This window comes from Pseudomonas sp. LAIL14HWK12:I7 (genome assembly GCF_000483465.1).
Classification (GTDB): Bacteria; Pseudomonadota; Gammaproteobacteria; order Pseudomonadales; family Pseudomonadaceae; genus Aquipseudomonas; species Aquipseudomonas kermanshahensis.
In genome coordinates this window covers 382,042-396,756 of sequence record NZ_AXYZ01000001.1, presented here as the reverse complement: position 1 = coordinate 396,756, position 14,715 = coordinate 382,042, and the positions used below count along the sequence as shown (strand labels likewise).

The following is a 14,715-nucleotide window of genomic DNA, read 5'->3' as shown; positions in this document are numbered from 1 at the left end:
CTTGCTCACCCTCGAACAACCAACACCTATCAAATTGTGGGAGCGGCCTTGTGTCGCGAAAGGGCCAATGACTCCTCATGAATAGCCGAATCATCAAAACATCGCGCACGGCAATCGCCCTACTGGTTGGCGTTGGCATTCTCTGGCAGGCCTACACCACCTTCCAGTCCCGCTACCTGCGCCCGTTCGACAACCAGGCCACCCTGTTCGACGGCAGCCAACTGCGCCTGCCCGCAGAACTGGCCGGCCCCGGCCCGATCCGTGTGGTGCACTTCTGGGACCCGGCCTGTCCGTGCAATGTCGGCAACCAGCAGCACTTGGCCGACCTGGTCAGCCACTTCGCAGGCGACGGCGTCAGCTTCCATGTGCTGCAAAAACCCGGCAGCCACGGCCAGTTGCCCGCGAACCTCAGCGCCCTCAAGCCCCTCGCCAGCCTGCCCGGCAGCGAACACCTGCCCGCCTCCCCGGCCGTGGCCATCTGGGACCGACAAGGCCACCTCGCCTACTTCGGGCCTTACAGTGAAGGGGCGGTGTGCAACGCCAGCAACAGTTTCATCGAACCGATCCTCAAGGCGTTGATCGACAACCGCCAGGTGACGGCCTCCAACACCTTGGCGGTGGGTTGCTACTGCCCTTGGGCCGGCTGACGCACCCGCGCCGGGTTACCGACCACCACCGCACCCGCCGGCACATCACGGGTGACCACACTGCCCGCGCCGACCACCGCGTTGTCGCCAAGGGTCACCCCCGGCAGGATGATCGCCCCGCCACCAATCCACACATTGTTGCCAATACTCACCGGCCGGCCGCTTTCCAGCCCGGTGCGCCGCAGCTCAGGGTCGAGTGGGTGGTCGGCGGTGTAGATCTGCACCGCCGGGCCAATCTGGCAATCGTCGCCGATGCGCACCGGCAGCACGTCGAGGATCACGCAGTTGAAGTTGATGAAGGTGTTGCGGCCAATGCTGATGTTGTAGCCATAGTCGCAATAGAACGGCGGGCGGATCACCGTGCCTTCGCCGGCCTGGCCGAAGTGCTCGGCGAGCAGGCCGTGACGTGCGTCGTTGAGCAGCTCGAAACTGCTGTTGTAGCGCTGCATCCAGTGCTTGTTGGCAATTTGCTCGGCCTGCAGCTCGGGGCAGCCGGCATGGTAGAGCTGGCCTGCGAGCATTTTCTGTTTTTCGCTGAGGGACATGGAAACTCCTTTCGAGGGCTATGCTCTGTGCGCGAATCCGTCGATGATCGGACCACAGTTTCCGTTCGAATGCACAAGGAGTTTCGATGAAGCGCAGCCTGACCCTGTTGGCCGTGGTAATCGCCGTGGCCGCTGGCGCCGGATACGGGTACGTGCACGGCAAGCTGCCGCAACGCGAAGGCGAAGTGGCGATCGCCGGCCTGCAGGCGCCGGTCAGCGTGCGCTATGACAGCCGCGGCGTTCCGCACCTGCAGGCACAGAACGAACAGGACCTGTACCGCGCCCTCGGCTATGTGCACGCCCAGGACCGGTTGTTCCAGATGGAGATCATGCGCCGCCTGGCGCGCGGTGAGTTGGCCGAAGTGCTGGGCGAAAAACTCGTGCCCACCGACACCCTGTTCCGCAGCTTGCGTATTCGCGACCAAGCGGCGCTGATGGTGCAGCGGCAGGACCGCCAATCACCCGCCTGGCAGGCCCTGCAAGCCTACCTGGAGGGCATCAACAGCTGGCAGGCCAGCCATCCCAAGCCGATCGAGTTCGACCTGCTGGGCATCACCCCCCGCCCGTTCACCGCCGAAGACACCCTGAGCATCGCCGGTTACCTGGCCTACAGCTTCGCCGCCGCGTTCCGCACCGAGCCCGCGCTCACCTATATTCGCGACCAGCTCGGCCCGCAGTACCTGAAAATCTTCGACCTTGGCTGGCAACCCGAAGGCGCCCTGGCCGCGCCGTTGGCGGCCGCCGACTGGCGCAGCCTGGAGGCACTTGCCCGGCTCAGCCACGACGCTCTAAGCGACGCGGCTATCCCGCAATTCGAAGGCAGCAACGCCTGGGCCGTCGCCGGCAGCCGCACCCGCAGCGGCAAGCCGCTACTGGCCGGTGACCCACACATCAGCTTCGCGGTACCGGCGGTGTGGTACGAGGCCGAACTGTCTGCCCCTGGGTTCAACCTGTATGGCTACTTCCAGGCGCTGAACCCCTTCGCGCTGCTCGGCCACAACCGCGACTTCGGCTGGAGCCTGACGATGTTCCAGAACGATGACGTCGACCTGATCGCCGAACGGACCAACCCCGAAAACACCGACCAGGTGATGATCGACGGCACCTGGCAGACCTTGGAAAAGACCGAGCAAACCCTCGCCGTCAAAGGCGAGGCGCCCGTCACCCTCAGCCTGCGCCGCTCGCCCCACGGCCCGATCGTCAATGAGGTATTGGGCGCTACCGCCGGGACCACGCCGGTGGCCATGTGGTGGGCGTTTCTGGAAACCGAAAACCCGATCCTCGACGGGTTTTACCAGCTCAACCGCGCCGACACGCTGGGCAAGATGCGCGAGGCGGCCGCCAAGGTTCAGGCGCCTGGGCTGAACTTCGTCTGGGCCAATGCCCGTGGCGATATCGGCTGGTGGGCTGCGGCACAACTGCCGATCCGCCCAGAGGGGGTCAACCCGACATTCATCCTCGATGGCGCCAGCCCACAGGCAGACAAGCTCGGTTTCTACCCCTTCAGTGCCAACCCGCAGCAAGAAAACCCCGCACGCGGCTACATCGTGTCGGCCAACTACCAGCCGCCCTCGGCCGTGCCGGTGCCGGGTTACTACAACCTGCCGGACCGTGGCCGCCAGCTCGACCGCCATCTGGCCAACCCTGACGTAAAGTGGGATACCCAGAACAGCCAGGCCCTGCAGCTGGACACCGCCAGCGACCATGGCCCACGCACCCTCGCACCGCTGCTGGCGACGCTGCGCTCAGTGGCTGAGGGGGACGAGGAAAAGGAGCTGGTCGAGCAACTGGCCGCCTGGAGCGGTGACTACCCCCTGGACTCGATCAGCGCCACGCTGTTCAACCAGTTCCTGTATGAACTGGCGTTCGCGGCCCTGCATGACGAACTGGGCGACACCTGGTTCCCGGTGCTGATCAGCACCCGCGCCATCGATGCCGCGTTGCCTCGTTTGGCCGCCGATGCCGAGTCGCCATGGTGGAGCACGCGGGGAGCAAACGAACGCACCGACCGCACTGCGATCGTGCGCATCGCCTGGCAAAAAAGCGTGAAGCACCTGCGAGACACCCTGGGCAGCGACCCGGCCAGTTGGCAATGGGGCAAAGCCCATACCCTGACCCATAACCATCCGCTTGGCGTGAAGAAGCCGCTGAACCTGCTGTTCAACGTCGGCCCGTTCGCGGCGCCTGGCACGCATGAGGTGCCCAACAACCTGTCGGCGAAAATCGGGCCGGCGCCGTGGCCGGTGACGTATGGGCCTTCGACACGCAGGCTGATCGACTTTGCCGATGCCGGGCAAGCCTTGACCAGTAACCCGGTCGGGCAAAGCGGGGTACCGTTTGATAAGCACTATTCGGATCAGGCTGCAGGGTACATTGAGGGGCAGTACCAACGGGCGCAGATGGGGGTGATTCCGGCGCAGCGTACGCTCAGGCTGATTCCTGGAGAGTAGGAGCAGCCTTGCGCTGCGAAGAGGCCGGTGAAAACACTGTAAATTTCGGTGCAGTCACGGGCCTCTTCGCAGCACAAGGCTGCTCCTACCAGGGGCGGGTTTGCCGCGAATGGGCCGCATAGCGGCCCTCGTTACACGATCAACCCTGCCACTTGCCCCCTTCGACAATCACGCTCTCAGGCTTGGTGTCATCGCTCAGTTCCTTGCGCACATACTGGTCATACAGCTTGAGCAGGAACTTCTCTTCACCCAGCTTGGCCAGCTCGGCATTCACCCAGTCGCGCAACTCGGTGTTGCCCTTCTTCACCGCCGGGGCAATCGGTGCCTCGTCGCCCAGCAGCTCAGGCAACACGCGGTAGCCTGGGTTCTGCTTGGCCCAGCTGAACAGAATCAGGTTGTCCTGGGCATAGGCATCGCCGCGGCCAGTGGCCAGGGCTTGCAGCGACTCGCTGTTTTTCTCGAACTTGAGCAGCTTCCAGTCCGGGTGGGTTTTGGTCAGCCAGATATCGGCCGTGGTGCCAGTGGTAACGATGATGGTCTTGTCGGCCAGGTCGTCGAGTTTCTGCACCGCGCTGCCGTCAGCAACGATGGCTTGCACGGCGACGCGCAGGTTGGGGTTGGTGAAGTCCACCGCTTCCTTGCGCTCTGGCGTTACGGTCATGTTGGCCAGGATAAGGTCGACCTTGTCACTCTGCAGGAACGGAATGCGGCTGGCCGGCTCCACGGCAACGAACTCGACTTTGTTCTCGTCGCCCAGCAGGTCCTTGGCCAGGCGGCGACCGATGTCGGTATCGAAGCCGACATAGCGCCCCTTTTCATCGACGAAACCGAAGGGTGGCTTGTCGGTGAATACGCCGACGATCAGTTTGTCGCGGGCCTTGATGGTTTCCAGGTAGCTGGTGGCCGGCGAGGCCGCCGCGGGTTTGGTGGGTTCTTCGGCCTTGTTGCAGCCGGCCAGCAGGGCCAGGCCGAACAGCGGCGCCAGCAGTTTGGTGAGGTTGGCAGTTTTCATGACAGTTCCTTGTGCAGTGTCTTCGGCAGGCTTTCTACAAAGGAGAATTTCTCCAGGAACTGCTGCGCGCGTGCGGTCTGCGGTCGGGTGAAGAAGCTCTCGGGCTCGCTCTGTTCAAGGACCCTGCCGGCCTCCATGAACACGATGCGGTCGGCCACCGCGCGGGCGAAGGCCATTTCGTGGGTAACGATGAGCAGGGTCATGCCGTCGCGGGCCAGGCCCTGGATCACCTGCAGCACCTCCTTGACCATTTCCGGGTCGAGGGCCGCCGTGACTTCATCGAACAACATCACCTCGGGGTTCATGCACAGCGACCGGACGATCGCGATGCGTTGCTGCTGGCCGCCGGACAACTGCCGCGGGTAGGCATCGCGCTTGTCCAACAGCCCCACCCGCGCCAGCAGCGCCTCGGCCTGGGCCTGGGCTTCGGCGCGCTCGCGCTTTTGCACCTTGAGCGGGCCAAGCAACAGGTTGTCGATCACACTCATGTGGCCGAACAGGTGGTAACTCTGGAACACCATGCCTACCCGCTGGCGCACCTGGCGCCAGTCGGTGCGTGGGGCGAGCAGCTCCTGGCCGTCCAGGCGCAGGTGGCCACTGTGGGCTTGTTCCAGGCCATTCAAGCAGCGCAGCAAGGTGCTCTTGCCGCAACCGCTGGGCCCCAGCACTACCAGCACCTCGCCGGCTTGCACCTTGAGGTCGACGTCCTTGAGCACCTGCTGCTCACCAAAAAACTTGTTGAAACCCTGGAATTCGATCAATGCGCTCATGAGTGTGCCCAACGGCGTTCCAGCACGCGCGAAGCGGCGGACAGCGGATAACAGATGATGAAGAAGAACAGGAACAACGCGCCGTAGATCAGCACCGACTCGTAGGTACGCTCGATGATCTGCTGGCCTGCCTTGATCACCTCGACAACACCGATCAATACCGCCAACGAGCTGGTCTTGATGATCCGCGTGTAGAGGTTGATGGTCGGCGGGGTCATGCGCTTGAGTGCCTGGGGCAGCAGCACATAGCCATACAGCTGCCAGCCGGACAGGCCGATCGACAGCCCGGCCTCACGCTGGCCACGTGGCAGCGAACGCAACGCGCCGCGCACCACCTCACCGATTTCGCTGGCACCCCACAGGCCCAGCACCAGCACCGCGCACCAGAAACTGGGGATGCTCACGCTAAAGAAGATCGGCAGGCCGAAAAACACCAGGTACAGCCAGACCAGCACGGGGATGGCACGGAACAGCTCCAGATACACCTGCAGAACGATGTTCAGGCCACGGTTGCCAAGGGTGGCCAACACGCCATACAGCACGCCGCCCAAGGTGGCGAAGAGCATGCCCAACGCCGAAATGGCCAAGGTCTGTGCTGCGCCGCTGGCCAGTTGCGGCAGCGACACCCACAGCAGTTCAGGCGCCGAACTGGCCATGCTGCAGCCTCCTTTCCAGGTACCGCAGCAGCAACGACAGCGGCAGGAACAGCAGCACGCAAAGCAGGGTCAGCACAGCGAGCATTTCGTAGGTTTTGTAGTACAGCGCGATGTAGTTCTTGGTGGTGTAGAGGATCTCGGGAACGGCCACGGCCGAAACGACGGTGGTTTCCTTGAGCAGGAAAATGAAGTTGGCGAACAGCGCTGGCAGGCTGAGGATGCTGGCCTGAGGCAGAATCACATGGCGCAGCAGTTGGCCCTCGGACAGACCGATGGAGCGCCCGGACTCCAGTTGAGCGCGCGGCACTGCTTCGACACCGGCGCGCAGTACCTCGGTCAGGTAAGCGCCGCCCATGAACGTCATGGTGATGATCGCAGCAGTGAAGCCGGAGATCTTCAGGCCCACGCTGGGCAAGGCGAAGTACACGAAGAACAGCTGGATCAACAGCGGGGTATTGCGCGCCAGCTCGACGTAGCCTTTGACCAGGCGTGACAGATAGGGCGTACGCAGCACCAGTAGCGTGGCGTTGACCAGGGCTACCAGCAAGGAGGTGGCGATGGCGATCAGGCCCACCTGCAAGGTCACGCCCACGGCGTTGAGAAACGCCGGCAGGGTGCTGAGGATGAAAGGGATATCGAAGGTCATGGGTAGAACAGTCATGCGGGGTGCGAGGAGCACGATCACTAGACTTTAAAGCTATAAAAAACTTTCAATAAATATCTTTATCGCATATCAATAGTACGGACTAACGCACCAACAAAAACGCCGACGCAATGGCGTCGGCGTTTTCAGGCGCGGGGCCACGAACGGATCAGAACGCCGGCAGCACGGCACCGCTGTATTTCTTGGCGATGAACGCTTTCACTTCCGGGCTGGTCAGGGCTTTGGCCAGTTTCTGGATAGCGTCGCTGTCCTTGTTGTCCGGGCGGGCAACCAGGAAGTTGACGTACGGCGAGTCGGCGCCTTCGATCACCAGCGCGTCCTTGGCCGGGTTCAGGCCAGCTTCCAGGGCGTAGTTGGTGTTGATCATGTCCAGGTCAACCTGATCCAGCACACGCGGCAGCATGGCCGATTCCAGCTCGCGGAACTTCAGTTTCTTCGGATTCTCGGCGATGTCTTTCGGCGTGGCCAGGGCGTTTTTCGGGTCTTTCAGGGTGATCAGGCCAGCCTTCTGCAACAGCAGCAGGGCGCGGCCGCTGTTGCTGCCTTCGTTAGGGATGGCAACGGTGGCGCCTTCTTTGAGATCGCTCAGGTTCTTGACCTTCTTCGAGTAGCCACCGAACGGTTCGACGTGTACACCGACCACGGTTTCCAGGTGGGTGCCCTTGCCTTCGTTGAAGTTTTGCAGGTACGGCAGGGTCTGGAAGTAGTTGGCGTCCAGGCGTTTCTGGTCAACCTGCACGTTCGGCTGCACGTAGTCGGTGAAGACCTTGATCTGCAGGTCCACACCTTCTTTGGCGAGGGTCGGCTTGATCAGCTCGAGGATCTCGGCATGCGGCACCGGGGTGGCGGCAACCACCAGTTTCTCGGCGGCGTTGGCCAGGCCGGCGAACGACAGGGCAGCGGCCAGGGCGGTGGTCAGCAGGGTCTTCTTCATGGTGGTCCTTATTCTGAATCTGGGCCATCGGCGATGGCGAAGTCGTGTGCCCTGCCCCGTGTCGGGTGAGCGTGAAGCGGACAATACCGAGATTTCTTATGCCGCAACAATATCTTTTAATTCGCTGCTTATTCCAAAAACAAACTGCCATCACCGCCTTTGCTTATGAGCGCTGTCTAGCGCGCAGGGTTGGCCAGGTCGAGGTCTTCCGGCTGGATCTCTTCGCTGTCATTCACCAGCAAGGCGAAGTGGATGACGTTCTCCAGCTCGCGGGTGTTGCCGGGCCAGGCATGGGCTTCCAGCACCTGCTGGGCGGCGTCGCTGATCAGCGGCACCGAGCGCTGCAGGCGGGCGGTGTAGATACCCACGAAGTACTCGGCCAGCGGCAGGATATCGCCACGTCGCTCGCGCAACGGCGGCAGCTCCAGCGCGCCCTCACGCAGGTACTGGTACAAGCGCTCATTGAACCTGCCGGCTTTCACCACCCGCGCCAGGTCGATGCTGGTCGCCGCCACCAGGCGCACATCCACAGGCTGGGGCTGCTGCGCGCCGACGCGTGTCACTTCACGGTTTTCCAGCGCGGCCAGCAGCTTGCCCTGAATCTCCAGCGGCAAGTCGGCAATTTCGTCCAGGTACAGCGTGCCGCCGTGGGTGCCGGCGCTGTAGCCGAACAACTCGGCGTCGGCGTAGGTCGGGCTGATGGCCGCGCAGTTGACCGAGACGAACAGCCCGGCGCGGTCACTGGCGCGGTGAATCTGCCGTGCCAGCAACTCCTTGCCGGTGCCGGTTTCGCCACGAATCAACACCGGCAAGGGCTGCGGCGCCAGGCGTTCGAGGTCTTCGCGCAGCTGTTGCGAGCGCGGGTCGATGAACACCAGGGCCTTGGCACGAATGCTCAGTGGGCTCTTGTCCAGCTCGGGAAAGGTCAGCAGCGGCTGGCCAAACGGGTTTTGAAAAGTCATGAAAAACTCCCGCCCCAGGCCTTCGGTGGCCGGGCGTCAGGCAAACGGTAATCAGTAGGCGATCAGGCGCGGCGCAGTGCGCGTTGCTCCACCCGGCTCTGCAAGCGGTACAGATAGGCGAAGCCTTGTTCCCAACGCTCGTGGCCGGACTTGACGTTGATGTGCCCGGCGTTGGTCAGCAAGCCCGCTTCGGCCCCCCAGGCCTGGGCCAGGTGCAGCGCGCGCGGCACGCTTACCGCCGGGTCGTTGTCGGAGCTGACCACCTGGCTTGGGAACGGCAACGCCTGCATCGGAATCGGCGCGAAGTTGCGCAGGGCTGGCGCGCAGGTCGGCCGCTCGACATCCGCCGGCGCCACCAGCAATGCGCCACGTACCTGACGCAGCAACGCCGGGCTGGCCTCGGCGGCCCAGTGAGCGACCGTGACGCAGCCCAGGCTGTGTGCGATGAGAATCACCGGCGAGCGTTCGGCGGCAATCGCCTGCTCCAGGGCCTGCACCCAATCGCGCCGCTGCGGGGTCAGCCAGTCGTGCTGCTCGACCCGGGCGCTATTGGGCAGGGTGCGTTGCCAGTGACTCTGCCAATGGTTGTCTGGCGATCCTTGCCAGCCCGGCACAATCAGGTAACGAATCGACTCATTGCGCATGGGGACGCCTCCAGTAAGTTTGCGTGCTTGGAGACCAGTATAGGGAGGGAGTTATATTCGTAAAGGAATAAGAAGCTATTTGTTAATAACCTAAATGAATTTTGTTAGGGGGGGGTGCGAAGCGATTGTTGCGAGGATGGGAGATGGCCACGGGGGGCCTGGCTTGGGGGGGCGGTGGGGCGCAGATCGAGCGCCGCGCGGGCGGCGCTCGATCTAACAGGCGCTAAACATTCACCGGCAAACACCTTGTAGCCCAATACCTATCCATCAGGCCAAAAAAAAGGGCCAACCCCTGCCAAGAGATATGGCCCATAAGCTCTCAAAGAGAGTCACTTGCCTGAAGAGGATTGCCGAATCAGCGCGCGGTTATCACCGCCAGTTTGCTGATCCCCGCACGTTCAATCGCCGCCATGGCCCGCGCCACTTCGCCGTAGTTCACGCCATCATCGGCCTGCAACTGCACACGGACTTCCGCGTCCTTGGCCTTGGCCGCCTTGAGGTTGGTCTCCAGCAGGTCCGGCTGGATCTCGTCCTTGTTGATGAACAACTTGCCGGCCCCGTCGATGCTCACCACCAATGGGTCTTTCTGCTCCACCGGTGCCACCGCCTCGGTCTTGGGCAGGTTGATGGGGATGGCGTTGGTCAGCAGCGGCGCAGTGACGATGAACACCACCAGCAGCACCAGCATGACGTCCACCAACGGCGTGACGTTGATTTCACTGAGGACTTCGTCGCTGTCCTGGGTCGAAAAGGCCATATCAGGACGCCTCCTTCACCGGCTGGGTGAAACCGGCCTGGGCTTTGTGCACGGTAGGGTGCACCAGTACCCGGAAGGCACTCTTCTGCGCCAGGCTGTAGAAGTCATGGGCGAAGTCGTCCAGGTCTGCTGCAGTCAGCTTGAGGCGGCGCAGGAAGTAGTTGTAAACCAGTACCGCTGGCACCGCGACGGCGATACCCACCCCCGTGGCCACCAGTGCCGCGCCGATCGGCCCGGCCACGGTCTCGAGGCTGGCGGAACCTGCCGCACTGATGCCCTTGAGCGCTTCCATGATGCCCCACACGGTGCCAAACAAGCCGATGAAGGGCGAGGTACTGCCGATACTGGCGACCACCGCCAGGCCGGTTTCCAGCGAACGGCGCTCGCGGACGATCTGCTGGCGCAGAGCGCGTTCGAGGCGGTCCTGGTGGTTGATGGCGTGGCTCAGGTCGTTGGCCTGGGTGGTATCGCCGACGGCAATAGCGGCATAACCGGACTGCGCAACGCGGGCGGCTGGGCCAGGCAGCTCATGGCTGATTTCGGCGGCCGAGTCCAGGCTGGAGGCTGCCCAGAATTGCTGGTGGAAGCGTTTTTCCTGGTTCTTCAGCCGCACAAACTGCACGACCTTGACCAGGGCCAGGCCCCAGGTGACGACAGAGAAACCAACCAGCAGCCAGATGACTGCGCTTTCAACGGATTCGAGGGGGGATGCCAACAGGCTCATGATGATGTCTTCCTATGTTCTGCTGATTCTGTGAAATGCGTTAGCGAAGCTTGAAGTCGATTGGCACGCTGACCCACCCGGTCTGGGCCACGTCGCCTTGCTTGGCGGGGACGAAGCTCCAGCGCTTGACGGCGGCCAGCGCAGCGGCGTCCAAGGCATCGCGGCCACTGCTCTTCTGCACCTGGATCTGCCCCGGCTTGCCACTGGGCAACACCTCGACGCGCAACAGCACGGTGCCTTCCCAGCCGCGGCGCTGGGCCATCTGCGGGTACTCTGGCGCCGGGTTCTTGAGGTACGCGGCGTTGGCTGAAGCCGGTGTCACCGGCGCCGGCGCGGGCGCAGGGGCTGGCGGTGCCGGGGCTGCAACAGGTGCCGGTGGCGGTGCCTCGACCGGTTTCGGCTGCGGCTTGGGCGCCTGCTTGACCACCGGTTTAGGGATCGGTTTTGGCTTCGGTTTGGGCTTGGCGGCCAGCTCGTCGACTACCGGTGGCGGCGGCGGTGGCTCGACCACCGGCGGCGCGGGTGCCGGGGGTGGCGGCTCGACCACGGGCGGCGCAGGGGCGGCGAACTCGATGGTCATGGGTGGCACCTGCGGCGGCACTACGGGCAGCTCAGGCGTCGGTGCCTGGCTGACCCAGTAGGCGGCGGCGCCGTGCAGCGCCAGTACCAGCAGCGCCAACGCCAGCTTGTCGCGGCGCTTGAGGCCGCTGGCAGGCGTGCGTTGCAGGCGCTGCTGGCCAAGCGGAAGACGAAGCGTGCGTCCAAGCTCGACCAGGTCGCCCGGTGCCGGGCGCCATGGCTGGTCGTAGGCTCTGACGGCCGTCTGGACATTACCCATTGATCAAACTCCTGGGGTCTCGATTCAGGTGTGTGGCTGAATCATCGGGGCCAGAGGCTTATCTCTTAAAGTAATGTTTAAAATTATAGTTAGAACTTAATTGAATATTGTTTTTGAGCGATCGTGTGAAGGCCACGGATTTCGCGGGCTGTGGGCTGGAGGGCGATTAGCGATGCTTTGTGGGCATGCAAAATATTCGCGTAAGGCATGAGATTGCTGCGAGGGCTGCGCCCTCGATTCGCAGCACAAGGCTGCTCCTACAGGGAATCGCGCTGCAGCATTGTGCGGCGAAGGGGTGGGAAGCAGCCTCAGCAATCCACCAGGCAATAAAAACCCGGGACAGAGCCCGGGTTCCATACGCTGGGGTAGCTTAGATATCCGCCACCTTCTGCCACACCTTCGGCCTGAAGAACAGCGTCTCCCCGCGTGCCAGGCCGGTCAAGCTGTCGTGGTCCTTGACCACTTCGGCCTCGATCAGCTCGCTCTGCCCTTCCACCTTCAAGGTCACCCGGGTGGTCGCGCCCAGCGGGCGGATATCGCGCACCTCGGCGGCATGGTGGCCTTCGGTTTCATGGCGCGACAGCGACACTTCATGCGGGCGGAACAGCACGTGGTGGCCTTCGCTCAAGGCCAGGCGGTTGGAGTCGCCGAGGAAGTGGTAGACGAAGTCGTTGGCCGGCTGCTCGTAGACTTCACCCGGCGAGCCGATCTGCTCGATCACACCCTTGTTCATCACCACGATGCGGTCTGCGACTTCCATGGCCTCTTCCTGGTCATGGGTGACGAACACCGACGTCAGGTTGATATCTTCGTGCAGGCGCGCCAGCCAGCGGCGCAGCTCTTTACGCACCTTGGCATCCAGGGCACCGAACGGCTCGTCGAGCAACAGCACCTTAGGCTCTACCGCCAAGGCGCGGGCCAGGGCGATACGCTGGCGCTGGCCACCGGAAAGCTGCTCGGGGTAGCGGTCGGAGAGCCAGTCGAGCTGGACCATGTTCAGCAGCTCATGCACCTTTTCGGCAATTTTGCTTTCGCTCGGGCGCTCGCCCTTGGGCTTCATGCGCAGGCCGAAGGCGACGTTGTCGAACACGCTCATGTGGCGGAACAACGCGTAGTGCTGGAACACGAAGCCGACGTTGCGATCACGCACGTCGTGGCCAGACACATCCTCGCCATGGAACACGATGCTGCCGTCATCCGGTGTTTCCAGGCCGGCAATGATGCGCAGCAGGGTGGTCTTGCCGCAGCCGGACGGGCCGAGCAAAGCCACCAGCTCACCGCTGTGGATATCCAGGTTGATGTTGTCCAGGGCCTGGAAGCTGTTGAAGCGCTTGCTGACGTTACGAACTTCGATCGACATGAATTATTCCTCCGCAGCGCTATGGCGCAGGCGGTTAATACGGTTCTCGCTCCACTGCTTGAGCAGCAGGATGAAGAGCGCCAGGATCAGCAACAGGCTGGCCACGCTGAAGGCCGCGACGTGGTTGTACTCGTTGTAGAGGATCTCCACGTGCAGCGGCAAGGTGTTGGTAACGCCGCGGATATGGCCGGACACCACCGACACCGCGCCGAACTCACCCATCGCCCGCGCCGTACACAGCACCACGCCGTAGATCAGGCCCCATTTGATGTTGGGCAGGGTCACATGCCAGAACATCTGCCAGCCATTGGCGCCCAGCAGGCGCGCGGCCTCTTCTTCCTGGGTGCCCTGCTCTTGCATCAGCGGGATCAGTTCACGGGCAACGAATGGCACGGTAACGAAGATCGTCGCCAGGACGATGCCCGGCAGCGCGAACACAATCTGGATGTCATGGTCCTGCAGCCAGGGGCCGAACAGGCCCTGCGCGCCGAACATCAGCACGTAGACCAGGCCCGCGATCACCGGCGAGACCGAGAACGGCAGGTCGATCAGGGTCACCAGCACGCTCTTGCCACGGAAGGTGTACTTGCTCACGCACCACGCCGCGCTGACGCCAAACACCAGGTTCAGCGGCACCGAGATGGCCACGGCAAACAGGGTGAGCTTGAGCGCCGACAAGGCGTCGGGCTCGAAGATCGCCTCGAAGAAAGTGCCGAAACCGTTTTTCAGCGCCTGCGATACCACGATCACCAGCGGCAGCAGCAAGAACAGCGCGAACACCAACCAGCCAAGGCCGATCAGGATGCGCCGCGAGGTGGCGCTGCCACGGCGGGCGGCATTGGCGGCGGCGGTAGCGCTCAGGGATGAACTAGACATAGCCGGCCTCCTTCAAGGGGTTTCGATGCGGCGCTGCAGCAGGTTGATCAGCAGCAGCAGGATGAAGGAAACCACCAGCATCAGCACGCCGATGGCAGTCGCGCCGGTGTAGTCGTATTGGTCGAGCTTGACCATGATCAGCAGCGGCAGAATCTCGGTCTTCATCGGCATGTTGCCGGCAATGAAGATCACCGAACCATACTCACCCACCCCACGGGCGAAGGCCAGGGCAAAGCCGGTCAGCCAGGCAGGCAGCAGTGCCGGAGCCAGGATGTGGCGGAACACCTGCAGCGGTTTTGCGCCCAGGCAGGCGGCGGCTTCTTCGACTTCACGCGGGATGTCGGCCAACACCGGCTGCACCGTGCGCACCACGAACGGCAGGGTCACGAAGGTCAGCGCCAAGGTGATGCCAAGCGGTGTGTAGGCGATCTTGAAGCCCAGGTCGGTGGCGAACTGGCCAACCCAGCCCGCCGGGGCGTACAGGGCCGTCAGGGCGATACCGGCCACGGCGGTAGGCAGGGCGAACGGCAGGTCGATCATCGCGTCGATGATCTTGCGCCCGGGGAAGGTGTAGCGCACCAGTACCCAGGCCAGCAGCGTACCGATCACACCGTTGATGATGGCGGCGAACAGGGCGGTGCCGAAACTCAGCTTGAGCGCGGCGATGACCCGCGGCGCGCTGATGATGTTCCAGAACTGCTCCCAGGTCAGCTGCGAGGCATGGATGAACATGGCCGCCAGCGGAATCAGCACAATCAGGCTGAGGTACACCAAGGTGTAACCCAGCGTCAGCCCGAAGCCGGGTATGACGGGGGAAATACGACGTGACATAAGTATCCCTGGTTGAACGCACGAAGCCCGGAATTAATCCCGGGC

16 protein-coding genes are annotated in these 14,715 nt (G+C 63.1%); 2 read left to right on the top strand and 14 right to left on the bottom strand.

All coding sequences use genetic code 11. The features are described 5' to 3' along the window. Nucleotides 1–77: 77 nt before the first annotated feature. Nucleotides 78–647 (top strand): DUF6436 domain-containing protein, encoded by a 570-nt coding sequence (locus tag D886_RS0101875; RefSeq protein ID WP_027592277.1) that lies wholly within the window; start codon nucleotides 78–80, stop codon nucleotides 645–647. Here the strand turns inward: D886_RS0101875 and D886_RS0101870 are convergent. Next, complete coding sequence (locus D886_RS0101870) at nucleotides 626–1,192, bottom strand: sugar O-acetyltransferase (protein WP_027592276.1); 567 nt, start codon at nucleotides 1,190–1,192, stop codon at nucleotides 626–628. The genes D886_RS0101875 and D886_RS0101870 overlap by 22 nt on opposite strands. Nucleotides 1,193–1,278: 86 nt before the next feature. Here D886_RS0101870 and D886_RS0101865 point away from each other — a divergent pair, with 86 nt between their 5' ends. Then, nucleotides 1,279–3,642 carry a penicillin acylase family protein gene (locus tag D886_RS0101865; protein WP_027592275.1) on the top strand — a complete coding sequence of 788 codons (2,364 nt, stop codon included), beginning with the start codon at nucleotides 1,279–1,281 and terminating at the stop codon, nucleotides 3,640–3,642. A 139-nt stretch (nucleotides 3,643–3,781) separates the two neighbouring features. Here D886_RS0101865 and D886_RS0101860 read toward each other — a convergent pair whose 3' ends face one another. The 13 genes from D886_RS0101860 to cysT form a co-directional block, all read right to left on the bottom strand. Continuing rightward, complete coding sequence (locus D886_RS0101860; protein WP_027592274.1) at nucleotides 3,782–4,654, bottom strand: transporter substrate-binding domain-containing protein; 873 nt, start codon at nucleotides 4,652–4,654, stop codon at nucleotides 3,782–3,784. Beyond that, entirely contained in the window at nucleotides 4,651–5,424 is a 774-nt protein-coding gene (locus D886_RS0101855; RefSeq protein ID WP_027592273.1) for an amino acid ABC transporter ATP-binding protein, read from the bottom strand. The genes D886_RS0101860 and D886_RS0101855 overlap by 4 nt, the downstream gene beginning before the upstream one ends. After that, nucleotides 5,421–6,080 (bottom strand): amino acid ABC transporter permease, encoded by a 660-nt coding sequence (locus tag D886_RS0101850; RefSeq protein ID WP_027592272.1) that lies wholly within the window; start codon nucleotides 6,078–6,080, stop codon nucleotides 5,421–5,423. The genes D886_RS0101855 and D886_RS0101850 overlap by 4 nt, the downstream gene beginning before the upstream one ends. Continuing rightward, nucleotides 6,061–6,726, bottom strand: coding sequence for an amino acid ABC transporter permease (locus tag D886_RS0101845; protein WP_027592271.1), 666 nt, complete (start codon nucleotides 6,724–6,726; stop codon nucleotides 6,061–6,063). Before D886_RS0101845 ends, D886_RS0101850 begins: the two co-directional genes overlap by 20 nt. Before the next feature lie 166 nt (nucleotides 6,727–6,892). Beyond that, nucleotides 6,893–7,678: a MetQ/NlpA family ABC transporter substrate-binding protein gene (locus D886_RS0101840; protein ID WP_027592270.1), complete on the bottom strand. Its 786-nt coding sequence runs from the start codon at nucleotides 7,676–7,678 to the stop codon at nucleotides 6,893–6,895. 176 nt (nucleotides 7,679–7,854) lie between these two features. Continuing rightward, nucleotides 7,855–8,640 carry a sigma 54-interacting transcriptional regulator gene (locus tag D886_RS0101835; protein WP_027592269.1) on the bottom strand — a complete coding sequence of 262 codons (786 nt, stop codon included), beginning with the start codon at nucleotides 8,638–8,640 and terminating at the stop codon, nucleotides 7,855–7,857. Nucleotides 8,641–8,702: 62 nt separating this feature from the next. Next, nucleotides 8,703–9,284 (bottom strand): alpha/beta hydrolase, encoded by a 582-nt coding sequence (locus D886_RS0101830; RefSeq protein ID WP_027592268.1) that lies wholly within the window; start codon nucleotides 9,282–9,284, stop codon nucleotides 8,703–8,705. 355 nt (nucleotides 9,285–9,639) lie between these two features. Beyond that, nucleotides 9,640–10,041 carry a biopolymer transporter ExbD gene (locus D886_RS0101825; RefSeq protein ID WP_027592267.1) on the bottom strand — a complete coding sequence of 134 codons (402 nt, stop codon included), beginning with the start codon at nucleotides 10,039–10,041 and terminating at the stop codon, nucleotides 9,640–9,642. Between the two features lies 1 nt (nucleotide 10,042). Beyond that, nucleotides 10,043–10,765: a MotA/TolQ/ExbB proton channel family protein gene (locus D886_RS0101820; RefSeq protein WP_027592266.1), complete on the bottom strand. Its 723-nt coding sequence runs from the start codon at nucleotides 10,763–10,765 to the stop codon at nucleotides 10,043–10,045. Nucleotides 10,766–10,805: 40 nt separating this feature from the next. Then, nucleotides 10,806–11,603 (bottom strand): energy transducer TonB, encoded by a 798-nt coding sequence (locus D886_RS0101815; RefSeq protein ID WP_027592265.1) that lies wholly within the window; start codon nucleotides 11,601–11,603, stop codon nucleotides 10,806–10,808. 370 nt (nucleotides 11,604–11,973) lie between these two features. Next, nucleotides 11,974–12,963 (bottom strand): sulfate/molybdate ABC transporter ATP-binding protein, encoded by a 990-nt coding sequence (locus tag D886_RS0101810; RefSeq protein ID WP_027592264.1) that lies wholly within the window; start codon nucleotides 12,961–12,963, stop codon nucleotides 11,974–11,976. A gap of 3 nt (nucleotides 12,964–12,966) precedes the next feature. Further along, complete coding sequence (gene cysW / locus D886_RS0101805) at nucleotides 12,967–13,839, bottom strand: sulfate ABC transporter permease subunit CysW (protein WP_027592263.1); 873 nt, start codon at nucleotides 13,837–13,839, stop codon at nucleotides 12,967–12,969. A 12-nt stretch (nucleotides 13,840–13,851) separates the two neighbouring features. Continuing rightward, entirely contained in the window at nucleotides 13,852–14,670 is an 819-nt protein-coding gene (gene cysT / locus D886_RS0101800) for a sulfate ABC transporter permease subunit CysT (RefSeq protein WP_012274724.1), read from the bottom strand. Nucleotides 14,671–14,715 lie beyond the last annotated feature (45 nt).